We start from the raw sequence: 22,448 nt of genomic DNA on the forward strand, positions 1-22,448 counted from the left end.
CGTCGCCGACCGGCGATGACGGCATCAGTGCGGGCACCGGGTCGAGTCTCGCCGAAGTTCTTCTTGCGCTCACGATATTAGGAGCATATGCTCCTAATATCGCAAGTGATTGTCCTGCGACGCCGCTTTCCGGCCGTTCCCGCTGTGCCTGTGCAGGCGCCCGCCGAACACTCGCGCCCTCGCCCCCCGATGCGACTGCGCGATCTTGTCCAATCCCGAAGAAGGTGAGCAGCTGATGGCTGTCACAAACCTCGTCCTGATCACAGGCGCCGGCGGCGTAGGCCGCACCGTCCTCGAGAAGCTGCGCGCACAACAGGTGCCCGTACGCGTCATGGTCCGCCGGGACGACGACCGTGCCGCGCAACTGCGCGCTCTCGGAGCGGAGGTCGTCCTCGGTGACCTCACGCGGCCCGAGACTGTCGCAGCCGCCCTGGAAGGCGCCAAGAGCATGTACTTCGCCATGCCCGTGTCGCCTGACCACCTCCTCGCGGCAACCGTCGTGGCGAGCGTCGCGCGGGATTACGGCAAGCTGGACGCGCTGATCGGCATGTCGCAGATGACGGTGTCGCAGATGACCGCCACCAGCATCGCCGAGTCCCACCAGCAGCGGCTGCACTGGCTGGCAGAGCAGGTCCTGGACTGGTCCGGGCTGCCGGTCGTGCACATCCGGCCGACGTCGTTCCTGGACAACCCGCTGTTCACCACGCTCCCGGCGCAGACCATCCGCGACAACGGCACGCTCGCGCTGCCGTTCGGAGCGGGGCGCACCTCGCCGATCGCCGTGGACGACGTCGCCCGGGCGGTCGCGGCCGTACTGCGCGACCCCCTTCCGCACGTGGGGCGCGTCTACGAACTGACCGGGCCGCGCACCCTCGACATGACGGAGATGGCCGAGGCTTTCTCCAAAGCGCTGGGCCGGCCGGTGGCGTACGTCGACGTGCCGCTCGAAGAGTGGCGCACGGAAGTGCTCGCCGGGATCGGCCTGCCACCGCACATCGAGCAGCACATCGTCACCATGTGCCGGCTGCACCAGCAGAACCGCTACGACCGGGCCTCCCAGGACGTCGAAAACCTGACCGGCACACCGGCCCAGACGGTCGAAGAGTTCGTCGCGGCACGCAAGAACCTCTACGTCGGCTAACGGATTCCCCGGATTCCCGGCCGATCGCCCACGGGGGCTCTCCCCCGTCCCACACGCCCCGCATACCACGGGACGCCACCGACGAAGTCCCGTACGGACACGGGACTCGGACAACGGAAGTGATCGCAGAAATGAACATGAAACTCGAACTATTCGTCCTGCCCGTCTCGGATGTCGACCGCTCCAGGGCTTTCTACGAGAAGGCGGGCTTCCGGCTCGACCTCGCCAAGGACATCAACGAGGACTACCGGGTCGTCCACCTCACACCGCCCGGGTCCGAGGCCTCGATCATCTTCGGCAAGGGGCTGACCACCGCCCTGCCCGGCTCGGCCCAGGGGCTGTACCTCGTCGTCGAGGACATCGAACAGGCCCGGGCGCAGCTCGTCGAGCGCGGCATCGACGTGAGCGAGGTCTTCCACGACGGCAAGGGCGTCTTCTTCCACGGGCACGACGCCGGCGACGTGGTCCACAAGGGCCAGGGCCAGGAGCGGATCACGGGCCCGCATCCCGAGCGCGCCAGCTACGGCTCCTACGCCGCCTTCAGCGACCCGGACGGCAACGGCTGGGTGCTGCAGGAGATCACACAGCGAGCCCCCGGCCGCTGATCCTGACCTGGCAGGCTCACGGTGTTGGCCGGTGGGGTGAGGGCAGTTGAGCTGGCCACGGCCTGGCAGGAACTCGGCTCCCACGTGACCTTGCTCGTCCGCGGCAACGGTCTGCTGCGCCAGGGTGGGAGCCCTTCGCCGGCGAACTCGTCACCGTGAGAGTGCGGCAGGCGGGCGACGACGTGCGTCGCGTCCTCACCCTCTCCGGATCGATCCGTTCGATGCGGTTTGGCTGCCTGGGCACTTCCGTTCCGGCTGTCGGAAGCGCCGTACGGGCAGATGTGAAGGCGATGACGCGTACGTCGTCGCCTTCACATCTGCGGTTCGCGTCAGCCGTGCGGCAGGATCACCGCACGCCCGTTGATCTTCCCGGCGTGCAGCCGTTCGTAGGCCAGCGGCGCCTCGTCCAGCGAGTACGTCTCGGTATGCACCGACAGCGCACCGGCCCGGGCCAGCCCGAGCACCTCGATGAGTTCGCCGCGGCTGCCCCAGTAGGGCGCGGTGACCGCCACCTCGAACGGCAAGTGCCCGAACCCGACGGGCAGCGACCCGCCGCCGATGCCCACGATGGTCACGTCGGCCTCTACGGCAGCCACCGCGCCCGCGGTGCGCACGGTCGCCTCGGCGCCGACGAAGTCGAAGACCGCCTCCGCGCCCAGACCGCCGGTCAGCCCGCGCACCACGTCCGCGGCCCCGGCGTCCGACAGGACCGCCTCGTGCGCACCGACCTCGCGGGCGAGGCGCAGCTTGTCCTCGCCGACGTCGAGCGCGATGACCCGGGCCGGCGTCAGCGCGCGCAGCAGCTGGACGGCGACATGCCCGAGCCCGCCCGCGCCGATGACCACGGCCGTCGAGCCCGGCACCAGCTTGGGCAGCGACCGCTTGATCGCGTGGTACGGGGTGAGTCCGGCGTCGGTCAGCGGTACGGCGGCGACGGGGTCGAGCCCGTCGAGCGGCACCAGGTGGCGCGGGTCGTCCACGAGCAGGTACTCCGCCATGGCGCCCGGCGACCCGAGGCCCGGCGGACGGATGCCCAGTTCGTCTGCGCGCAGGCAGTAGTTCTCCTTGCCCTCGGCGCACTTGGCGCAGGTCCCGCAGCCCCAGGGTCCGTAGACGGCGACCGCGTCGCCCTCCCGCACCCCGCTGACGCCGGCGCCCAGCGCGGCGACGGTGCCGACGCCTTCATGGCCGAGGGTGAGCGGAAGCTCGTAGGGGAACCCTTCGGCGGGCCAGCTCATCACGGCGATGTCGGAGTGGCACACGCCGGCGGCGGTGACCTTCAACAGGACCTGGCCGGGGCCCGGTTCGGGGTCGGGGACGGTGACCACCTCGGGCGGCGCGCCGATCGTGCGGTACTGAAGTGCCTTCATGGCGTAACTCCTCTTCGGCTCAGACGGCCGTGTAGGCGCCGTCGACCAGGTGGTAGCTGCCGGCCACGAAGGAGGCCCGGTCGGACAGCAGGAAGACGATCAGTTCGGCGACCTCCTCGGGGCGGCCCAGCCGGCCGACCGGGTGCAGGCCCACGAGCCCGTCGTAGGCGGCCTGGTCCATGCCCTGCAGCAGGGGGGTCTCGATGAAGCCGGGGCCGACCGCGTTGACACGGATGCCCTTCGCGGCGTACTCGGCGGCGGTGGTCTTGGTCAGGCCGACCACTCCGTGCTTGGCGGCCACGTAGGCGGCGGAGCCGGCGAAGCCGACCGAGCCGAGGATGGAAGCCACGTTGACGATGGCGCCGCCGCGACCCGTGGACTCGATGGCGGGGAGTTCGAAGCGCAGGGAGTAGAAGACGCCGTCGAGGTTGGTGCGGACGACGCGGTCGTAGGCGGCGATGTCGTACTCGCCCGTCGGGGCGCTCGGACCGCCGATGCCGGCGTTGTTCACGGCCAGGTCGAGGCCGCCGTAGGTCTCGACGGCGAAGGCGACCGCCGCCTCGACGGAGTCCGGGGCGGTGACGTCGAGCTCGACCGCGGCGGCCTTGATGCCCTCGGCGCGCAGTGCGGCGGCGGCCAGCTCGGCGCCCTCGGCGTTGTAGTCGGCGATGACGACGTTAGCGCCGCCCGCGCCCAGCCGACGGGCGGTCGCGAGGCCGATGCCGGAGGCGGCGCCGGTGACGAGGGCGGTCCGCCCGGCGAACTCGGTGGCGTAGTCGGACGTGGTCTCGGTCGCGTGTTCGGTGGTGCTCATGGTGCTCTCACTCTTCGGCAGTGCTGTCGGGGTCCGCGGACGCGGCCTCCGAGATCAGGGCGTCGTAGGCCTGTTCCACCAGGGCGGCGAGGTCTGCGGCTCCCGAGTCGGGGTCGGCGGCGCGACGTGCCCACACACGCAGCGCCGCCGTGAGGACGCCGGCGGCGGCGTCGACGACGACGGCGGGGCGCAGGTCCCGCACGTCGTCGGTGCCGAGCCGCTCGGCGAGGATGCGGATCGAGTCCTCCTGGGCGTCCACGCGGATGCGTTCGTATGCGGCGAACAGGGCGGGCTCGCGGTCGACCAGTGCCAGCAGCGCGCGCATCCTGGGGCGCAGGTGGTGGGCCGGGTTCTCTTCGTCGGCGAGCCAGGCACGCACGGCCCGCCGATAGGCCAGCAGGGGCGGCTCCGTCACGGGGCGCTCCCGCAGCAGCGTGTTGATGCGGTCGCCGTCGCCGCGCACGAAGTCCAGGGCGGCGTCCTCCTTGCCGGTGAAGTGCCGGCTGAAGGTGCGCCGGGTGACGTCCGCGCGCTCGGCGATCGCCTCGACGGTGGTGTGCGCGAGGCCGCGTTCCAGGATCAGGTCGACCGCGGCGGTGGCCATGGCGTTCCTGGTCTGTCGTGCCTTGCGCTGTCGCCGGTCCTCAGTCATGTCTTCGAGGGTACACCTTGATGTCTCATGGGGACATCTGACTCATTGGGACATCACATCGCGCCCCTTCAGGCTTGGATTGCTGACGGCACCGGCCAAGATCACGCCAGGTCAGCGGCCCACCCCGGGCCCCTGAGTGCACACCTCCAGGATGCGAACCGCGCGTGACAGGACCGACTCCTGGTGCGGTGCCCTCATCGCTCACTCCTCGCCCGTGCCTGGCAGCTGAGCCCCGACCCGCGCGGCCGTCTCGCGCAGCCAGATGTGGGCCGCGTCATGGGTGTGGACCGGATGCCACCACAGCGCCTCCCGCAGCGGCACCGCCTCGTAAGGCGGCTCCAGCACCCGCACGGCGGCGATCGGGGCCATCTTGCGCGCCAGCCGTGCCTGGACCAGGGCGATGCGCCGGGTGCCGGCGATCATCAGGGGCAGGAGCTGGAAGCTGTCCACGGAGACCTCGACCCGCGGTTCGATGCCGAGCATGCCGAGCTGCCGTACGGCGGGCGCGTCGTACGTGCGCTGATACGTCACCCATGGCAGTTCGGCGAGGTCGGCACGGGTGAGCCGTTCTCCGACGCCGGGGTGGTCCCGCGCCACGAGGAACACCCATCGGTCGTCGTAGAGGTCGGTGGCGGGGAAGTCGCTGATCACGCCGTGGGGCATGAGCAGGCCGTCGGCGGCGCTCAGCAGGGTCGCGGTGTCGTCGATGACGGTCGGCGGGGTCTGGGTGAAGCGCAGCCGGATGCCGGGGGCCTCCTCGTGCACCAGGCGGGCGAGTTCGGTGCCGAAGACGGAGACGGCGTAGTCGGACGCGACCAGTTTGAACTCGCGGTGCTCCGTGGCCGGGTCGAAGTCGGCCTGGCTGGAGAAGAGGCGTTCCAGCAGGTCGTAGGCCGAGGCGGTGCGGTCCAGCAGGACCTGGCCGAGCGCGGTCAGCTCGTAGTGGCCGCCGACGCGTGCGAGCAGTTCGTCGCCGAAGTGCCGGCGCAACCGGGCGAGGGCGGCGCTCATCGCGGGCTGGCTCAGACCGACCCGCTGCCCGGCGCGCGTGACGTTCCGCTCCTCCAGCAGGGCGCGCAGGGCGACGACGAGATTGAGGTCGAGACGGGCCAGGTTCACGGATCGGTCCCTTGCGGTGGGCGACGAACAGAGAAGATAGACACGGTGGATGCTGTTCATCCACAGAATCGATTTCCCTGATTGCTCGGTGCGGGTCCAGATTAGTCGCACCGCAATCAGGAGGACATGTCCGTGAAACCCGAACCCGCGTCCGCGCTCTTCGCCGGACCGTTCGCACTCGCCACCCTCTCCACCCAGAACGGGCCGGAATTCCCCGCCCTGGTCACCCCCGACGGCCAGGCCCTCGACCTGCGGGACGCCTTCGGCGACGACCGGCTGACCACGCGGGACGTGCTGGACCGCTGGGACACCGCCCTGCCGCGGCTGCGCGCCCTCGCCTCCGACCCCGGCCCGGCCCGTACGGCCGTCACGGACCTGCGGGTGCACGCACCGGTGACACCTCGCCAGGTGTTCCAGTCCGGCGCGAACTACCGGCAACACGTGATCGACCTGCACGTCGCCCACCGCGCCCCGGGTGACGACCGGCCGGAGAGCGAACGGCGCGCGGAGGCCGCCGAGATCATGGACCGGCGGGCCGCCGAGGACCTGCCGTACGTCTTCATCGGCCTGCCCACCTCGATCACCGGCCCGTACGACGACGTCGTCCTGCCCCGGTGGGCCGAGCAGCCCGACTGGGAACTGGAACTGGCGGTCGTGATCGGCAAGCCGGCCCACCAGGTGTCGGCGGAGGACGCATACGAGTACATCGCCGGCTACACGATCGCCAACGACCTCACCGACCGGGCCACCGTGTTCCGCCGGGACATGCCGCAGATCGGCACCGACTGGCTGCGCAGCAAGAACGCGCCCGGTTTCACCCCGCTCGGCCCGTGGATCGTGCCGGCCGAGTCGATCGCGAACCCCGACGACCTGCGCGTCACGCTCAAGCTGAACGGCGACACCATGCAGGACGAGTCCACCAAGGACATGATCTTCAAGGTCGCGCGGATGGTGGCGTACGCCTCCCGGACCGCACGCCTGCTCCCCGGCGACCTGGTACTGACCGGCAGTCCGGCCGGCAACGGCATGCACTGGGGGCGGCTGCTGCGCGACGGCGACGTCATGGAGGGGTCGGTCACCGGGCTCGGACTCCAGCGCACCCGGTGCGTCGCGGAGGGCACCGCGTGAACCGCCAGGACCCCGAGGGCTCGATCGCCGGGGCCGCCAAGGCGTACTCCAACTGGGGGCGTTGGGGCGAGGACGACAGGCTCGGCACCCTCAACTTCCTCACGGCGGACAAGCGCCGCGAGGGCGCCGCCCTGGTCCGGCGCGGCGTCAGCTTCTCGCTGTCGCAGTCCTTCGACATGAACGGCCCGCAGAAGGGGTGGCGGCGCCGCACCAATCCGGTCCACACCATGCTGGACACCGGCACCGACGCGGCCCTCGGCGCCCAGGGCTTCCCGCACGGCATCGGCGGCGCCGACGACGTGATCGCGATGCCGCTGCAATGCTCGACGCAGTGGGACGGACTCGGCCACATCTTCGACCACGGCAAGGCGTGGAACGGCCGCCCGGCCGAGAGGGTCGTCACCTCCGACGGCGACCTCGTCACCGGCATCGAGCACATGGCGCCCCACGTCGCGGGCCGGGGCGTGCTGCTGGACGTCGGCCGGGTGATCGGCACCGACGGGGAGCTGCCGGACGGCTTCGCGATCACCGAGGACCATCTGACGGCGACGGCCGAGGCACATCAGGTGACCGTCGGACGCGGTGACATCGTGCTGGTCCGCACCGGGCAGCTGGCCCGCGCACGCCGCGAAGGCTGGGGCGACTACGCCGGCGGCGACGCACCGGGTCTGTCATTCACCACGGCCGGCTGGCTGCACTCCAGCGAGATCGCCGCGATCGCCACCGACACCTGGGGCTTCGAGGTCCGCCCGAACGAGTTCGACCACGCCTTCCAGCCCCTGCACCAGGTAGCCATCCCGAACATCGGCCTGCTGATCGGCGAGATGTGGGACCTGGACGCGCTCGCCGAGGACTGCGCCCGCGACGGCGTGCACGCGTTCTGGCTCACCGCCGCACCTCTGCCGATCACCGGAGCGGTCGGCTCACCCGTCAACCCGATCGCGGTCAAGTAACGCGCGGAACAAGGGAGTTCCCTCATGAGAAACGCCCGCACAGTCCTGGTGATCGGGGGTGGCGCCGCAGGCAACGCCGCGACGATCCTGCTGCGTCGCGCCGGCTTCGCCGTGGACCTGATAGAAGCCAAGGACGACTGGAACGCCACCGCCGGCTCCGGCATCACCCTCCAGGGCAACGCCCTGCGCGTCCTGCGCGAACTCGGCGTCTGGGACCAGGTCAAGGCGTCCGGCTTCGGTTTCGGCTCCGTCGGCATCACCGCACCCGACGGCACCGTCCTGCACGTCGCCCGCGACCTGCGCACCGGCGGCGACGATCTGCCCGCCACCCTCGGCATGCAGCGCCCGCAGCTCCAGCAGATCCTGATCGACGCCGTCCGCGCCAGTGGCGCCACCGTGCGACTCGGCACGACCGCCGAGATCCTCAGCCAGGACACGGACGGGGTCTCCATACGGTTCTCCGACGGCGGCGAGGGCCGCTACGACCTGGTCATCGCAGCCGACGGCCTCGCCTCCTCGACCCGCGCGGCGATCGGCATCGGCGACAAGCCCGAGCCGACCGGCATGGCCATCTGGCGCATCGCCGCCCCGCGCCCGGCCGGAGTGATCCGCACCGACCTCGCCTACGGCGGCCCCGCCTACATCGCCGGCTACTGCCCCACCAGCGACACCACCCTGTACGCGTACGTCGTAGAGGCGAACCGCGATCGCGCCGCCATCCCGCCCGAGACGTACGCCGACGAGATGCGCCGCCTCGCCTCCGCCTACGGGGGCCACTGGCCGGAGATCACCGCTCACATCACCGACCCGGCGAAGGTCAACTACACGTGGTTCGACCGGCTGCTGGTGGAGGGTGCCTGGCACCGCGGCCGGGTGGTGCTGGTCGGCGACGCCGCGCACTGCTGTCCGCCCACGCTCGCGCAGGGCGCGGCCCTGTCCCTGGAGGACGCGTGGGTGCTCACCCAACTGCTGGCCGCCTCGCAGACCTGGGACGACGCCCTGTTCCAGGCGTACTGCGAACGGCGGATGGCCCGTGTCCGTCCGGTCGTGGAGGCGTCCGTGCAGCTCGGGCAGTGGCAACTCGACGGCGTGCGCGACGCCGACGTCCCCGGTCTGATGGGCCGCACCATGACGATGCTGCGGGAGCTGCCGTGAACCCCGCCCCCACCGTGGACGTCCACGCCCACGTACTGCTGCCCGAGGTCGAGGCGCTGGTGGCCGGCCTGCCGGGACTGGCGGAGGCAAAGGCCCTGGACGCCCGGCGCAACGGTGCGGCGGCACTCGCCGTCAACGGGCCGATGGTGCGCGAACGCATCCCCCGCATGACCGATCCCGCCGTGCGGCTAGCCGCGATGGACGCCCAGGGCGTGGACGTGCAACTGGTCAGCCCCTCCCCCTCGCACTACCACTACTGGGCGGACGAGGAGACGGCGGAGAAGGTGTACCGGCTCGCCAACGAGGCGACGGCGGCCCACTGTTCCGCAGCTCCGGACCGGTTGCGCGGGCTGGGCCTCGTACCGCTGCAACACCCGCGACAGGCCGTGCTTGCCCTCGAACACGCCATGGAACAGGGCCTGTTGGGCGTCGAGATCTCCAGCCACGCACCCGGGCGGGAGCTCTCCGATCCGGCGTACGAGCCCTTCTGGAGCCGGGCCGAGGAGGCGGAGGCGATCGTCTTCCTGCACCCCTTCGGCTGCACGCTCGACGAACGGCTCGACCAGTGGTATCTGTCCAACACCGTGGGCCAGCCGGTGGAGAACGCCGTCGCGCTCTCCCACCTGATCTTCTCCGGCGTCCTGGACCGCCATCCGGGCCTGCGGCTGATCGCGGCCCACGGGGGCGGCTATCTGCCCACGCACATCGGCCGTTCCGACCACGCGTGGCAGACCCGGTCCGACGCCGGAGCCGGCTGCGCCCACCTGCCCAGCAGCTATCTCAGGCGCCTGTACTTCGACTCCCTGGTGCACGACCCGCACGTGCTGCGCGCGCTGGTCGCCGCCGCCGGGCCCGACCGTGTGCTGCTCGGCTCCGACTTCCCCTTCGACATGGGCACAAACGATCCGCTGGGCGCTCTGCGCGCGGCGGGCCTGTCCGCCACCGACTTCGACGCCGTACGGGGCGGCAACGCGGCCGCCCTCCTCCGGAAGGACTGACCGTCATGCGTCTGCTCACCCACCTTCGGCACGTCGACCTCGCCGTGCCCGACTACGACAAGCAGCTCGACTTCTACGCCGGCGTCTGGGGCCTGACCAAGGTCGCCGAGGACTCCGGCATCTCCTTCCTCGCCGCGGAGGGCTCCCCCGAGCAGTACGTGGTCCGGCTGCGCAAGGCCGCGGAGAAGCGTCTCGACCTCGTCTCCTACGGCGCCGCGTCCGCCGCCGACGTCGACACGCTCGCCGAACAACTGCTCTCCCAGGGCGTGCAGTTGGTCTCGCAGCCGGGAAAGGTCGACACTCCCGGAGGCGGCTACGGCTTCCGCTTCTTCGACGTCGACGGCCGCACCATCGAGGTCTCCGCCGATGTGGCGGTACGGCAGCACCGCAAGATCGAGGAGAAGGAAGCGATCCCGGTCAAGCTGTCACACGTCGTCCTCAACTCCCCCGACCTGGACCGTACCCGGCAGTGGTACGAGGAGCACCTGGGCTTCCGGCTCTCCGACACCCTCAGCTCGCCCCACATGGGCGAGGTCATGCACTTCATGCGGATCAGCAACCAGCACCACTCCATGGCACTGGCCAAGGGCCCGCACACCGCGCTGCACCACATCTCCTTCGAGATGCGCGGCATCGACGAGTACATGCGCGGCTCGGGCCGGGTCATCCGGGCCGGCCACCGGAAGATCTGGGGCCCGGGCCGGCACATGGCGGGCGACAACACCTTCACCTACTTCCTCGACCCGCACGGCAACACCGTCGAGTACACCACCGAGCTGGAGCTCCTCGACGAGGACACCTGGCACCCGCACGTCTACGACTTCTCCCAGCCCGAGGTCACCGACCAGTGGGGCACGGCGAACCCGATGAACGAGCTGATCGCCAAGGAGTCGTTCAACGACGTCGACCGCGGCGTCTTCGTCGCCCCGCCCGTCTGATCCCACCCCGCTCCCGGGGACGCGGCCGGCCCTGTCATCTGCCCTGACTCAGTCCAGCCGCGCCCCCGAGCCCAGCCCGCCCGGAGCCCGCACCATGCGTTTCGCCGCCTACGAACACCATCACCGCCGTCGCGTGGCCGTCGTGGAGGACGACGGCACCCTGCTGCCGCTGCCCGGCGTCACCTCGCTCACCACCCTGCTGTCGCAAAGCGGCGGCCTCCCCGGCCTGCTCACCGCCGGCGCCGCCGCGCTCGATGTGCCGCCCGGCCCGCACGTGTCACAGGTGCGGCTGCTGCCGCCGCTCCAGCCCGTGTCCGTGCGGGACTTCGTCACCTTCGAGGAACACGTCGAGGGCGTACGGCGCTCAGTCAGCGGCGCCGTCGGCGTGCCGGAGCAGTGGTACGCCGCGCCGACCTTCTACTTCACCAACCCGCACGCGCTCTACGGCCCGCACGACGACATCCCCGTCCCACCCGGCTCCAATGTGCTGGACTTCGAACTGGAGGTGGCCGCTGTCATCGGCCGCGAGGGCCGCGACCTCACCCCCGAGCAGGCCCGCGACCACATCGTCGGCTACACGGTCTTCAACGACTGGTCCGCACGCGACCTGCAGTCCGCGGAGATGACGGTCGGTCTCGGCCCCTGCAAGGGCAAGGACACGGCCACCACCCTCGGCCCGTACCTGGTCACCGCCGACGAGCTGGAGCCGTACCGGGACGCCGACGGTTTCCTGCGACTCGCGCTCACGGCCGAAGTCAACGGCGAGATCGTCGGCCGGGACCGCCTGTCCAACATGAGCTGGACGTTCGAGGAGATGGCCGCCTACGCCTCCCGCGGCACCCGCGTCCTGCCCGGCGACGTCCTGGGCTCCGGCACCTGCGGCAACGGCGGCTGCCTCGCCGAACTGTGGGGTGTGCGCGGCGAACAGACCCCGCCGCCCCTGAAGCCCGGCGACACCGTCACCCTCACGGTGGAAGGGGTCGGCACCGTGTCCAACACGGTCGTCCCCGGCACCGACCCCGTGCCGCTGCCCACCGGCCGGCGCCGGTCCCGGGAGCGGCCGTGAGCGACCTGCACCCCAAGAGACTGCTCGGCAAGGTCGTCGTGGTCACAGGTGCGGCCCGTGGCCAGGGCGCCGCGGAGGCGGATGCGCTGGCCCGGGAGGGTGCCAGGGTGATCGCCACCGACGTACGGCCGGAAGGCGACTGCCGCCGCCTGGACGTGACCAGCAGCCAGGACTGGGCCGACCTCGCCGCCGAACTGCAGGAGTCCTACGGGCAGGTGCACGGGCTGGTCAACAACGCAGGCGTCACCTGGCGCGCCCGCCTCGGCGACGTGCGGGCCGAGGACTTCGACCGGGTCCACGCCGTCAACGTCACCGGCCCGCTCCTCGGCATCCAGCACCTCTCGCCGCTCATGCCGCCCGGTGCGTCCGTCGTGAACGTCGGCTCCTCGGCGGCCCTCACCGCCCACTACCCCGTCGCCTACACCGCGAGCAAGTGGGGGCTGCGGGGGCTGTCGCGGACGGCCGCGGTGGAACTCGGTCCGCGCGGCATCCGCGTCAACACGATCCACCCCGGCTACATCGAGACCGAGATGACCGCCTCGGCCGCCCCCGCGTTCCGTGCGGCCAACATCCGCGAGACGCCGCTCGGCCGCACCGGAACCGCCGACGAGGTCGCTCCGCTGGTCGTGTTCCTGCTGTCGGACGAGTCGTCGTTCATCACCGGCGCCGACATCCCCGTCGACGGCGGGATGACCGCGCACGGGGGCGTCAAGTCGGTCTCCGACGCGCTGCGCGGGGAGTCCTCGTGAAGCGGCTGGAGGGGAAGGTCGCGCTGATCTCCGGTACGGCCCGCGGGCAAGGGCGGGCCGCAGCCCTGCGGTTCGCCGCCGAGGGCGCACTCGTGGTCGGCGGCGACCTGCTGCACGAGGAGGCCGTCGAGACACAGCGGCTGATCGCCCGCGAGGGCGGCACCGCTCTCACCCCCGGCCCCCTGGACATCACCGACGAGGCGTCGGTGCGCTCCTGGGTGGCGGACGCCGCCGACGCCTTCGGCGGCATCGACATCGTGTACGCCAACGCCGGAGCGGTCCGCTTCGGGGGCATCGGCAGCCAGCCGTACGAGGACTTCACCTTCACCGTGCGCGCCGAACTCGACTCGGTGTGGCTCACCGTCCGGGCGGCGTGGGCGCACCTGATCGACAGCCGGGGCTGCGTCCTCACCGTCGGCTCCACCGCCGGTCTGACCGGTTCGCTCAGCAATCAGCGCACCGCGCACGCCGCGTCCAAGGGCGGCGTGATCGCGCTGACCCGGCAACTGGCCGCCGAAGGTGCCCCGTACGGCATCCGTGCCAACTGCGTCAGCCCCGGAATGATCGACACGGACGGCTCCCGCGCCAACCTGCTCGCCGACGACCACCCGATGCGCTCCATCGCCCGGCACATCCCCCTCGGCCGCACCGGGACACCGGACGACGTGGTCAACGCTGCCGTCTTCCTGGCTTCCGAGGAGGCGTCGTACATCACGGGCGCCAACCTCGTCGTCGACGGCGGCTGGTCGGCAGTCCTGCCCGGCCCCGTCCCCGACGCGGCCAACTGAAAGGAAACCCGCACGTGAACAAGGTCCGCGGCAGCGCCGCAGACGCCGTCGCCGACATCCCCGACGGTGCGTCCCTCGCCGTCGGCGGCTTCGGCCTCAGCGGCGTACCGGAGGTCCTCGTCCGCGCCCTGTACGAGCAGGGCGCGCAGGACTTGAAGGTCGTCTCCAACAACTGCGGCGTGGACGGGCGGGGCCTGGGCGTCCTGCTGGCAGCCGGTCGCATCACCCGCGTCACCGGCTCCTACGTGGGCGAGAACAAGGAGTTCGCCCGCCAGTACCTGGCCGGCGAGCTGGAGGTCGAACTCACCCCGCAGGGCACCCTTGCCGAACGCCTGCGGGCCGGCGGCGCCGGCATCCCCGCCTTCTACACCCCGGCCGGTGTGGGCACCCAGGTCGCCGACGGCGGCCTGCCCTGGCGCTACGCCCCGGACGGCTCCGTGGCCGTGGCCTCCCCTCCCAAGGAGACCCGCGACTTCGCCGGCCGCCCGCACGTCCTGGAGCACGGCATCACCACCGACTTCGCCCTCGTACGGGCCTGGCGCGGCGACCGCCACGGAAACCTCGTCTTCCGCAGGGCCGCCGCCAACTTCAACCCGCTGGCGGCCATGGCGGGCAAGGTGACCATCGCCGAGGTCGAGGACCTGGTCGAACCGGGCGAACTGGCGCCCGACGCCGTGCACCTGCCCGGCATCTACGTCCAGCGGGTCGTGGCGCTCAGCGCCGACGAGGCCGCCGACAAGCAGATCGAGAAGAGGACGGTACGTTCCTGATGGCCTGGACCCGCGATCACATGGCCGCCCGAGCAGCCGCCGAACTCACCGACGGCTCCTATGTCAACCTCGGCATCGGTCTGCCCACCCTCGTCCCCGGCCACCTGCCACCGGGCGTCCAGGTCGTTCTGCACTCGGAGAACGGCATCCTCGGCACCGGCCCCTATCCCACCGCGGACGAGGTCGACCCCGATCTCATCAACGCGGGCAAGGAGACGGTCACCGTGCTGCCCGGTGCCGCGTTCTTCGACTCGGCGCTCTCCTTCGGCATGATCCGCGGCGGCCACATCGACACCGCCGTCCTGGGCGCCATGCAGGTCTCCGCCCGCGGTGACCTCGCCAACTGGATGATCCCCGGCAAGATGGTCAAGGGCATGGGCGGCGCCATGGACCTCGTCCACGGCGCTCGCCGCGTCATCGTCCTGATGGAACACACCGCCAAGGACGGCAGCCCGAAGATCCTGGAGCGGTGCACCCTGCCGCTCACCGGCGAACGCTGCGTCCACCGGATCATCACCGACCTCGCCGTCCTGGACATCACGGCGGACGGACTCGCCCTCGTCGAGACGGCTCCGGGCGTGACCGTCGAGGATGTCGTGGAACGCACTGATGCGCCCCTGTCCCTGAACAGCCTCACGGTCGCTGGGCCGTCGGCCTCCGGAGGGTGAGACCTTCCCTGCCTTCCCCATCCCCCCACACCGGCCGTCGTGGTCGCCCGCCCGCCGTCCCGCCGCCGGGCACGAAGCGGCCTCGGTGCCTCGGCCGTCAGCCCTGTGCCGTGGGGCGAACGACGAGTTCGTTGACGTCGACGTTCGCCGGCTGGTCGACGGCGAAGGCGATCGCGTCGGCGATGGCCGAGGCCGGGATCGCCAGGCGCTCAGCCGCCGCGCGGGCAGCGCCCTGGGCTTCCGGCGAACCTCCGTGATGCGTCAACTCGCTCTGTGTGAATCCGGGGCTGACGACGGTGACCCGGATGTCCCGGCTCTCCTGCCGCAGCCCCTCCGACACAGCCGCCACGGCGAACTTCGTGGCGCTGTAGACGGCGGCGGTCGGATCCACTCGGTGCCCCGACACCGACGACACGTTGACGATGTGGCCGCCCGCCCGTCGCCGCATCTCGGGCAGCACGGCGGCGATTCCGTGGAGCACCCCGCGCAGGTTGACGTCGATCATCTGCTCCCACTCGGCGATGCGCAGGTCCTCGATCGGTGACAACGGCATGACGCCGGCGTTGTTGACCAGCACGTCGATACCGCCGTACTCCTCCACGGCGGCAGCGGCGAAGGCACGCACGGAGTCGAGGCTGGTGACGTCGAGCTCGCGGTGGTCGACCGTGGCACCGGCCGCCCGCAGTTCCTCGCACAGGGCTGCCAGACGCTCGGTCCGGCGCGCACCGAGGAACACCCGGTGACCTGCCCCGGCCAGCCGGCGGGCGGTGGCCTCGCCGATGCCGCTGCTGGCACCGGTGATCAGGACGGTCTTCGATTCTGCTGCTGTGGTCACGCGTGCTCCTTCAGATATACCAAGGCGGCGACTGCCGCGCCTTCGACTTCATCGCATCGGCGAGGGTCGGGGAAGGGTCCGTGAGCCTGGGTGCCGCACACCCAGGCTCACGGACCCTTCTTCGGCGCGGGGCGTGGGCGGAGGCTGGGGGAACCGGTGGGAGAAGCCGGCCGGAGCCCGGACAGGTGTGCCGGGACGACGAAAGAGGGCCACCATGAGCGACGAGCGCGAGATCCAGGGGGTTCTGGCGCGCTGTGTACGGGCCACGGACCAGTGCGACGGCAAGAGCCGAGGGGCGCTGTTCGCCGACGACGCGGTCGTGCAGAGCTTCTCCAGGACGGGCCCCGACAGCCACGCTCCGGTCACGCCGTCCCTGATCGGCGGGGCGGCCGTGGAGTACGCGGTGGACCACTGCATGGCCCCGCATTCCCTGGGCGGCTGGGCGGGGGGTTCCTTCGGTTCCCAGGGCGCCGTGCGACGCATCGAGTCCGGGTACTACGACACCGACCTGCGCCGGATCGACGGCTCGTGGAAGAGCGTGGGGCACCGGATCCTGCTGGACATGCCGTATGTCGTTCCGGGGGTCTGACCGGGGCGCCGGGCGTGCGAGCGCGGGAGGGCGTCCGTGGTCAGGCGGATGACGGTGCCCAGCCAGCGGATGGCCGACCCGGCGGGCGGGGCTAGCATCGGTGACATGACCCCAACGGACAACGAGCTCGGTGCCTTCCTCCGCGCGAGCCGTTCACGTGTGGCGCCGGGCGACGTGGGCCTGGCCGGCGGGGTCTCCGGGCGACGTGTCCGCGGCCTGCGGCGCGAGGAGGTCGCCGTGCTTGCCGGGGTCAGCGCGGACTACTACGCCCGTCTCGAGCAGGGACGCGAGCGCAACCCCTCCGCCCAGGTGATCGATGCGCTCGGGCACGCCCTGCGCCTCGCGCCCGAGGCACGCGCGCACCTGTTCCGGCTGGCGGGGCTCAATCCCCGGCTGGGCCCGGACAATCCCCGGGACCTCGTGCACCCGTCGTTGCTGCGGCTGCTGGAGACCTTCGCGCAGGCGGCGGCGTACGTGCTCGGCCCGGCGCTGGACGTGCTCGCGGCGAACCCGATCGCCGACGCGCTGCTGTCGCCGTTCGGCACCGAGCGCAACATGCCGCGTGTGCTGTTCACCGACCCCCGGGCCAAGGAGGTGTTCGCCGACTGGGAGCTGCAGGTGAGCAGCAGCGTGTACGCGCTGCGCCTGAACGCCGGGCGCTTCCCGGACAACGCGGAGATCACCGGCCTCGTCGCCGAACTCAGTGCGGCCTCCCCCCGGTTCAGGGCGCTGTGGGCCGACCACGACGTCGCGGGCCTCACCCGGAAGTTCAAGGTGTTCGTGCACCCCGAGGTGGGCCGCCTCGAGCTGACCTACCAGACGTTCGAAGTGGTCGACGCTCCCGGCCAGCAACTGCTCGTCGGCACCCCCGAACCCGGTAGCCGCAGCGAGGTGGCCCTGGCGTATCTGGCCTCGATGGCGACACCGGCCTGAGCGTCCCAGCACCCCCGCCCGGATATCGGTCCCTTCCCGGGCGCCGTACGCCCGGGCGGGCCCTGTCGTCCCGCCCACCGGGCGGAGCCCACGCTGCAAAGACCGTGGGCGGCATCCGCCGAGCCCCGATCTCCACCCCCCTCGGAAAGGACACCCGGCATGCCCGAGATCCTGGAAGTGACCACCCTCCGCCCCGCCCCCGGCCTCACGCCCGAGGACTTCGTCGCGGCGAACGCGGACATCAACGAGTACCTCAAGGGCCGGCCTGGTTTTCGCTGGCGCCGGATCGTCGTGCGCGACGACGGCACGGTCCTCGACATCGTCGCCTACGACAGCATCGAGCACGCCCGCTCGGGAGCCGCCGGGATCACCGGGGAGATGGGTGGCTCGCCCGTGCACGAGGCGATCGACCACTCCTCCGTCGACTGGCAGTTCACGACCGTGCTCCAGCACGTCGAGCCGTGACCGCCGGGAGAGACGACCATGCCCTTCGCCGACGAACTCGTCAACGTGCACACCGCGCGGTTGCTGACCCGGGCCGTCCGCGCAGCGCTGCCCGGCGCGGAGACCGTCGCCCTGCGGGCGGCCGCACGGCAGCTCGACCCGCTGTCGCTGCGTGAACGGTCCGACCTGCTGCGCGACGCCCTCCTCGCGGACGTGCCCGGCGGGTACGCGGAGCTGGCAGATGCGGTGCGGGCCGCTCGGGACGCCGTACCGGAGTTCGGCGGCTGGCTCATCTGGCCGGTCACCAGTGCCCTCGCCACGCAGGCCGTGGCCGACGGCACCGACGCCGCCTTCGACGACGCCATGGCCCTGCTGGCCGACCTCACCGGACGGCTGACCTCCGAGTTCGCCCTGCGCATCCTCTTGCGGCAGGACCTGGACCGGGCGCTCGGGATCATCGCCGGATGGACCGCGTCACCCGACTCCGATGTGCGCCGGCTCGCCTCGGAGGGCACCCGGCCCTACCTTCCCTGGGCGGTCCGGGTGCCTGAGCTCATGGCCCGTCCCGGCGCGACCGTGCCCGTCCTCGACGCCCTTCGTCGCGACGACAGCGAGTACGTCCGCCGATCCGTCGCCAACCACCTCAACGACCTCAGCCGTGACCACGCCGACCTCGCCGTGGCGACCGCCCGGCGCTGGCTGAACTCCCCCGCCCCGACCACGGAACGGCTCGTGCGCCACGCACTGCGCACCCTCGTCAAGCGCGGCCACCCCGGCGCTCTCGGACTGCTCGGCTTCGCCCCGGCGACACTCGAGGTCGACGGACCGGTCCTCGACCGCACCCGGGTTCCGTTCGGCGGGAGCGTCCGCTTCACCGCGACCGTCCGCAACACCGGCGCCGAGGACGCCCGGCTGGCGATCGACTACGTGGTCCACCACCACAGGCCCAACGGGTCGCACAGTCCCAGGACGTTCAAACTCACGAAGCGCATTCTCGCTCCCGACGAGACGGTCACGGTGACCCGGGAACACTCCTTCCGGCTCCTCACCACCCGCCGCTACCACCCGGGCCCGCACGCCGTCGCCCTGCAGATCAACGGTGTGACGTCGGACCGCGCGGAGTTCGAACTCCTCGCGCCCTGAAGGGCTTTCCCGCCGGACATCCCTGCCGCGTCCCGTTGCCGGGTGGGTGCGGCGGGCCAGGTGGGTGCGGCGGGCCGGGTGGCGCCAGCGGCCCGCACCATCAGTTCCTGAGCTCGGGGCGGCGGTACACACCGTGCCAGTAGCCATGGGCGAGTTCCCGGGCGACATCGGCGTCGTCGCTGCCGTCGCCGTCGAACACCTGGCGGGTGATGACCTCGCCGCCCCCCTGGACGATCATGCGCGCGGCGAGCTGCGGATCGATGTCCGCGCACGTGCGGCCGGCCCGCTGTTCCTCCTTCAGCAACGCAACCGTGTTGTCGACGAAGCGATCCTGGTGCGCCGACCACGCGTCGCGGACCGCGGGGTCGTAGGCGGCCACCTCGTGGATGGCCGACAGCAGCGCCGCATGCTCGCGGTAGTGCCCGATGATCTGTTCGTAGGTGCTTGCCAGGCCGTCGACGCCGCCGCCGGGGCCGCAGGGTTGCCAGCCCTCCGCGATCTCCAGGCTCCGGATCCTGAGCGTGCCGCTCACCCGCAGCAGGACGTCGACCTTGTCGCGGAAGTACAGATAGAAGGTGGACCGCGAGATCCCCGCCGCGTGCGCGAGTTGTTCCACGCTCAGTTCGGTGTAGGTCAGGCCGCCCCGCAGGAGTTCCTCGAGCGCGGACACCATGCGCTCCTCGAGTGCGGTCCGTCGGTCGGCCGCGGTGGAACGTCGTCGCGTCGTGGAAGCCATGCCGCCATCCTACGGAGCCGTGGAAAACGCCCTCGTCGGGACGGCGATAAGGGCCGGGCCGACAGCCCATGGGGCTCACACCGCTCCGGCATTCAACAGACGGCTCAGCCGACCGTCCCGGACGCGATCTTGGCGAGCAGGGCGGCGAAGTCTCCCGGCATCGACAGGAACGGCGAGTGACCGCTCGCGATGCGGTGGACCGCGCCGGACCTGAGGGCGAGTTGCTCCTGGTTGTCCGGCGAAAGGGCCTGGTCCTGCTCGCAGACGACATAGGTCGAGGGGACGGTGTGCCACCCGGCCGCCGTCAGCGTGTCACCGAAGGACCTCGTGCTCTGCGGTACCAGCCGTCCGGCGGCCGCCTCCGCGTCGGCCGCCGGGGCGTCCGCGTAGAACAGCGGGACCGGATGATCGGGCACGGCCTGGAAGCCGCCGGGGTCCGCCGGGAGGGGCGCGCCGTGGTGGCTGAACAGGCTCTCTCCGATGTCAAGCTGGTAGGCCGCCAGGTACACGAGGTGCGAGACGTTGGCGGCCTCCGCGACGGCCTGGGTGGCCGGCGCGCCGCCGTAGGAGTGGGCGACCACGACCACCGGGCCGTCGATCCGGGCCAGCGCCTGGAGCACCACGCGCGCGTCGTCCCGCACGCCGGCTCCCGACCCGGCGCTGGGAAGGTCCACGGTTCGGGTCGCCCAGCCGTCGGCGTGGAGCAGCGGGGTCAGCTTCTGCCAGCACCACGAGCCGTGCCACGCCCCGTGCACCAGGAGGAGGGTCGGACGGGTTGTTCCATCTGCACTCACTGCGATTCCACTCTCTGGTCGGACGAAGGAAGAGCTGAGCTGCGCTGGTGTACGATCCTAAGCGGGATTGGACATGGTGTCCAACAATGTGTCCGATGGATCGTCCGGCACCGGATCGACGTACCGAACGCCTCGGAACCAGGCACACAAGCGGCCGCTCGCTCCCACTGGTCGAACGAACTGGGCTGTTTGATTGAGGAGGCAGGGATGGCGACACAGTGATCGCGGCGTCGGGTGTCGCGAAGTCGACGCTGTCCGTGCACTTCCGCACCAAGGAGGAACTGGTCGCCGCGTACCTTCGCAGGACCGACGACTCCTGGACGGCACAGCTGCAGGACGCCGCCACCCGGGCCGGCGACGGCCCCCGCGAACAACTCGACGGCCTCTTCGACGCGCTGACGGAGGCCTTCGACCGGCACGGCTTCTTCGGCTGCCCGTTCGTCAGCGCGGCCGTCGAAGCCGACCTGGACTCCGAGGCCCGGACCATCACCGTGCGGCACACCCAGCGCCGCCACTCCTGGCTGACCCGGCTGAGCGAGCGGGCCGGAGCCGGCGCCCCGGACACACTCGCCCGGCACATCGGACTGCTGACGACGGAGCCCTGGCCTCCGGACGCCGGCTCCTGGACCGCGCCGTCGTCGAGGAGGCGAAGGCCGCGGCACGCCTGCTGGTCGCCGCCCACACCTGATCCCTCCGGTGCCACGCCGCACCGGATCCCACCCACCCAGCACGACAGGAAAGAGGCGCAGTCATGCGCGCAGTGGTCCTCCACGAGTTCGGCGCCCCGCTGATCCTCGACGAGATCGACAAACCGACCCCCGGGCCGGGCCAGGTGCTGGTCCAGGTCAGGGCCAGTGGCGTCAACCCGCTGGACACCAAGATCCGAGCGGGCAAGGCCGCGCATGCCCGGCGGACGCTGCCGGCCGTCCTCGGCCTCGACCTGGCCGGCGTGGTCGAGGCCGTCGGTCCCGATGTCCACGGCTTCGCGCCCGGCGACGAGGTCTTCGGCATGACGGGCGGTGTCGGCGACGTGCAGGGCTCGCTCGCCGAGTACGCGGCCGTCGACGCCCGCCTGATCGCCCGCAAACCGGCCGCTGTCACCTTTCGTGAGGCCGCTGCCCTGCCCCTCGTCTTCATCACGGCCTGGGAGGGGCTGATCGACCGGGCGCGCGTACACGCGGGGCAGAAGGTGCTGATCCACGGCGGAGCCGGCGGGATCGGGCAGGTGGCCGTGCAGATCGCCCGGGCCCGCGGCGCAGAGGTCTTCGCCACTGTTTCCCCGGCGCGGCGGGAGGTCGTCGAGCGCCTGGGGGCCACCCCGATCGACTACACCGCCGACTCCGTCGAGACGTACGTCGCCGAGCACACCGGCGGCGAGGGCTTCGACGTCGTCTTCGACACGGTCGGAGGCACCGTGCTCGACGACTCCTTCGCGGCGGTACGTACCTACACGGGCCACGTCGTCAGCGCCCTCGGCTGGGGAACCCACAGCATCGCGCCGCTGTCCTTCCGCGGAGCGACCTACTCCGGCGTCTTCACCCTGCTGCCGCTGCTGACCGGGCGCGGCCGGGAGCACCACGGCGAGATCATGCGCGAGGCCGCCGCCCTCGCCGACGCCGGGGCGCTCAGGCCGCTGCTCGATCCGCGGCACTTCACGCTCACCGACGTCGCCGAGGCCCACGCGGCCGTGGAAAGCGGCACCGCCCAGGGCAAGATCGTGATCGACGTCGGCTGACCGTGCGGGGGGCGGGGCGGGCCGGGCCGGGCAATCGGCGGCGAGGATGACGAACGCGTCGCCGCCGATCCAGGCCAGGCGCTGCGCACTCACCGCGCAGTGCTCACCCCGGGGGCCGTGGAGACGGACAGGCAGATCAGCAGGGGTCGCAGTGCACCGCGGAGGTGCAGGGGCCGTCCATGGGATGTGCCGGGCACACGGACCGGCCTGCCCCGCCAGGGGGCATCACGTCAGCGAAGCGGGCCGGTGGCCTCCGTGCGCTCTGGATCAGTGACGATCATGTTGGGGGAAGGTCCTCGGCGATGTTCCTGCCCCCCGCTATTGG

At 71.4% G+C, this 22,448-nt stretch carries 26 protein-coding genes; 19 read left to right on the forward strand and 7 right to left on the reverse strand.

Going from position 1 to position 22,448, the window contains the following annotated elements; all coding sequences use genetic code 11:
* The first annotated feature begins 235 nt into the window (after positions 1-235).
* The 3 genes from DI272_RS01640 (at position 236) to DI272_RS01650 (ending at position 1,905) form a co-directional block, all read left to right on the forward strand.
* Entirely contained in the window at positions 236-1,141 is a 906-nt protein-coding gene (locus DI272_RS01640) for an NmrA family NAD(P)-binding protein (protein ID WP_109493338.1), read from the forward strand.
* Between the two features lie 131 nt (positions 1,142-1,272).
* Positions 1,273-1,746, forward strand: a complete 474-nt coding sequence (locus DI272_RS01645; protein ID WP_109493339.1) for a VOC family protein — start codon at positions 1,273-1,275, stop codon at positions 1,744-1,746.
* A gap of 21 nt (positions 1,747-1,767) precedes the next feature.
* Positions 1,768-1,905, forward strand: a complete 138-nt coding sequence (locus DI272_RS01650; protein WP_375138020.1) for an NAD-binding protein — start codon at positions 1,768-1,770, stop codon at positions 1,903-1,905.
* 170 nt (positions 1,906-2,075) lie between these two features.
* Here DI272_RS01650 and DI272_RS01655 read toward each other — a convergent pair whose 3' ends face one another.
* From DI272_RS01655 to DI272_RS01670, 4 genes are all read right to left on the reverse strand, one after another.
* Positions 2,076-3,116, reverse strand: coding sequence for an NAD(P)-dependent alcohol dehydrogenase (locus DI272_RS01655; RefSeq protein ID WP_109493340.1), 1,041 nt, complete (start codon positions 3,114-3,116; stop codon positions 2,076-2,078).
* 19 nt (positions 3,117-3,135) lie between these two features.
* Complete coding sequence (locus DI272_RS01660; RefSeq protein ID WP_109493341.1) at positions 3,136-3,930, reverse strand: SDR family NAD(P)-dependent oxidoreductase; 795 nt, start codon at positions 3,928-3,930, stop codon at positions 3,136-3,138.
* A 7-nt stretch (positions 3,931-3,937) separates the two neighbouring features.
* Entirely contained in the window at positions 3,938-4,582 is a 645-nt protein-coding gene (locus DI272_RS01665; protein ID WP_109493342.1) for a TetR/AcrR family transcriptional regulator, read from the reverse strand.
* Between the two features lie 201 nt (positions 4,583-4,783).
* Positions 4,784-5,701, reverse strand: a complete 918-nt coding sequence (locus DI272_RS01670) for a LysR family transcriptional regulator (protein WP_109493343.1) — start codon at positions 5,699-5,701, stop codon at positions 4,784-4,786.
* Between the two features lie 126 nt (positions 5,702-5,827).
* On the opposite strand from DI272_RS01670, the gene DI272_RS01675 reads away from it, so the two are divergent.
* From DI272_RS01675 to DI272_RS01720, 10 genes are all read left to right on the forward strand, one after another.
* Positions 5,828-6,829, forward strand: coding sequence for a fumarylacetoacetate hydrolase family protein (locus tag DI272_RS01675; RefSeq protein WP_109493344.1), 1,002 nt, complete (start codon positions 5,828-5,830; stop codon positions 6,827-6,829).
* Positions 6,826-7,782 carry a cyclase family protein gene (locus DI272_RS01680; RefSeq protein WP_109493345.1) on the forward strand — a complete coding sequence of 319 codons (957 nt, stop codon included), beginning with the start codon at positions 6,826-6,828 and terminating at the stop codon, positions 7,780-7,782. The genes DI272_RS01675 and DI272_RS01680 overlap by 4 nt, the downstream gene beginning before the upstream one ends.
* A 24-nt stretch (positions 7,783-7,806) precedes the next feature.
* Positions 7,807-8,937, forward strand: a complete 1,131-nt coding sequence (locus DI272_RS01685) for an FAD-dependent oxidoreductase (protein WP_109493346.1) — start codon at positions 7,807-7,809, stop codon at positions 8,935-8,937.
* Positions 8,934-9,935, forward strand: coding sequence for an amidohydrolase family protein (locus tag DI272_RS01690; RefSeq protein WP_109493347.1), 1,002 nt, complete (start codon positions 8,934-8,936; stop codon positions 9,933-9,935). Before DI272_RS01685 ends, DI272_RS01690 begins: the two co-directional genes overlap by 4 nt.
* A gap of 5 nt (positions 9,936-9,940) precedes the next feature.
* Positions 9,941-10,873 (forward strand): VOC family protein, encoded by a 933-nt coding sequence (locus DI272_RS01695; protein ID WP_109493348.1) that lies wholly within the window; start codon positions 9,941-9,943, stop codon positions 10,871-10,873.
* Between the two features lie 94 nt (positions 10,874-10,967).
* Positions 10,968-11,939 carry a fumarylacetoacetate hydrolase family protein gene (locus DI272_RS01700; RefSeq protein ID WP_109493349.1) on the forward strand — a complete coding sequence of 324 codons (972 nt, stop codon included), beginning with the start codon at positions 10,968-10,970 and terminating at the stop codon, positions 11,937-11,939.
* The gene (locus DI272_RS01705) at positions 11,936-12,688 is read left to right on the forward strand and encodes an SDR family NAD(P)-dependent oxidoreductase (RefSeq protein ID WP_109493350.1); all 753 of its coding nucleotides are present in this window, start codon (positions 11,936-11,938) and stop codon (positions 12,686-12,688) included. The genes DI272_RS01700 and DI272_RS01705 overlap by 4 nt, the downstream gene beginning before the upstream one ends.
* The gene (locus DI272_RS01710) at positions 12,685-13,476 is read left to right on the forward strand and encodes an SDR family NAD(P)-dependent oxidoreductase (RefSeq protein ID WP_109493351.1); all 792 of its coding nucleotides are present in this window, start codon (positions 12,685-12,687) and stop codon (positions 13,474-13,476) included. Before DI272_RS01705 ends, DI272_RS01710 begins: the two co-directional genes overlap by 4 nt.
* Before the next feature lie 14 nt (positions 13,477-13,490).
* Positions 13,491-14,246 carry a CoA transferase subunit A gene (locus DI272_RS01715; RefSeq protein WP_109493352.1) on the forward strand — a complete coding sequence of 252 codons (756 nt, stop codon included), beginning with the start codon at positions 13,491-13,493 and terminating at the stop codon, positions 14,244-14,246.
* Complete coding sequence (locus DI272_RS01720; protein WP_109493353.1) at positions 14,246-14,914, forward strand: CoA transferase subunit B; 669 nt, start codon at positions 14,246-14,248, stop codon at positions 14,912-14,914. Before DI272_RS01715 ends, DI272_RS01720 begins: the two co-directional genes overlap by 1 nt.
* A 97-nt stretch (positions 14,915-15,011) precedes the next feature.
* On the opposite strand, the gene DI272_RS01725 is transcribed toward DI272_RS01720, so the two are convergent.
* Positions 15,012-15,749 carry an SDR family oxidoreductase gene (locus DI272_RS01725; protein WP_109493354.1) on the reverse strand — a complete coding sequence of 246 codons (738 nt, stop codon included), beginning with the start codon at positions 15,747-15,749 and terminating at the stop codon, positions 15,012-15,014.
* Between the two features lie 214 nt (positions 15,750-15,963).
* Between DI272_RS01725 and DI272_RS44380 the strand changes: the two genes are divergently transcribed.
* The 4 genes from DI272_RS44380 to DI272_RS01750 all read left to right on the forward strand — a co-directional run bounded on the left by DI272_RS44380 (position 15,964) and on the right by DI272_RS01750 (position 18,858).
* Entirely contained in the window at positions 15,964-16,338 is a 375-nt protein-coding gene (locus tag DI272_RS44380; RefSeq protein WP_181387055.1) for a nuclear transport factor 2 family protein, read from the forward strand.
* 105 nt (positions 16,339-16,443) lie between these two features.
* On the forward strand, positions 16,444-17,271 hold the full coding sequence (locus DI272_RS01740) for a helix-turn-helix transcriptional regulator (RefSeq protein ID WP_109493356.1): 828 nt from the start codon (positions 16,444-16,446) through the stop codon (positions 17,269-17,271).
* A gap of 159 nt (positions 17,272-17,430) precedes the next feature.
* Positions 17,431-17,736 (forward strand): hypothetical protein, encoded by a 306-nt coding sequence (locus DI272_RS01745; RefSeq protein ID WP_109493357.1) that lies wholly within the window; start codon positions 17,431-17,433, stop codon positions 17,734-17,736.
* A gap of 18 nt (positions 17,737-17,754) precedes the next feature.
* Positions 17,755-18,858: a DNA alkylation repair protein gene (locus DI272_RS01750; protein ID WP_109493358.1), complete on the forward strand. Its 1,104-nt coding sequence runs from the start codon at positions 17,755-17,757 to the stop codon at positions 18,856-18,858.
* A gap of 100 nt (positions 18,859-18,958) precedes the next feature.
* Here the strand turns inward: DI272_RS01750 and DI272_RS01755 are convergent, their stop codons facing one another.
* Both DI272_RS01755 and DI272_RS01760 read right to left on the reverse strand, forming a co-directional pair.
* The gene (locus DI272_RS01755; protein ID WP_109493359.1) at positions 18,959-19,594 is read right to left on the reverse strand and encodes a TetR/AcrR family transcriptional regulator; all 636 of its coding nucleotides are present in this window, start codon (positions 19,592-19,594) and stop codon (positions 18,959-18,961) included.
* A 104-nt stretch (positions 19,595-19,698) separates the two neighbouring features.
* Positions 19,699-20,388, reverse strand: a complete 690-nt coding sequence (locus DI272_RS01760; RefSeq protein WP_109493360.1) for an alpha/beta fold hydrolase — start codon at positions 20,386-20,388, stop codon at positions 19,699-19,701.
* 218 nt (positions 20,389-20,606) lie between these two features.
* Here DI272_RS01760 and DI272_RS01765 point away from each other — a divergent pair, with 218 nt between their 5' ends.
* Positions 20,607-21,179, forward strand: coding sequence for a TetR/AcrR family transcriptional regulator (locus DI272_RS01765; protein ID WP_109493361.1), 573 nt, complete (start codon positions 20,607-20,609; stop codon positions 21,177-21,179).
* Positions 21,140-22,123: a zinc-dependent alcohol dehydrogenase family protein gene (locus DI272_RS01770; protein ID WP_109493362.1), complete on the forward strand. Its 984-nt coding sequence runs from the start codon at positions 21,140-21,142 to the stop codon at positions 22,121-22,123. Before DI272_RS01765 ends, DI272_RS01770 begins: the two co-directional genes overlap by 40 nt.
* The last annotated feature ends 325 nt before the right edge of the window (positions 22,124-22,448 follow it).

The sequence above is a fragment of the Streptomyces sp. Act143 genome, assembly GCF_003143935.1.
Taxonomy (GTDB): domain Bacteria; phylum Actinomycetota; class Actinomycetes; order Streptomycetales; family Streptomycetaceae; genus Streptomyces.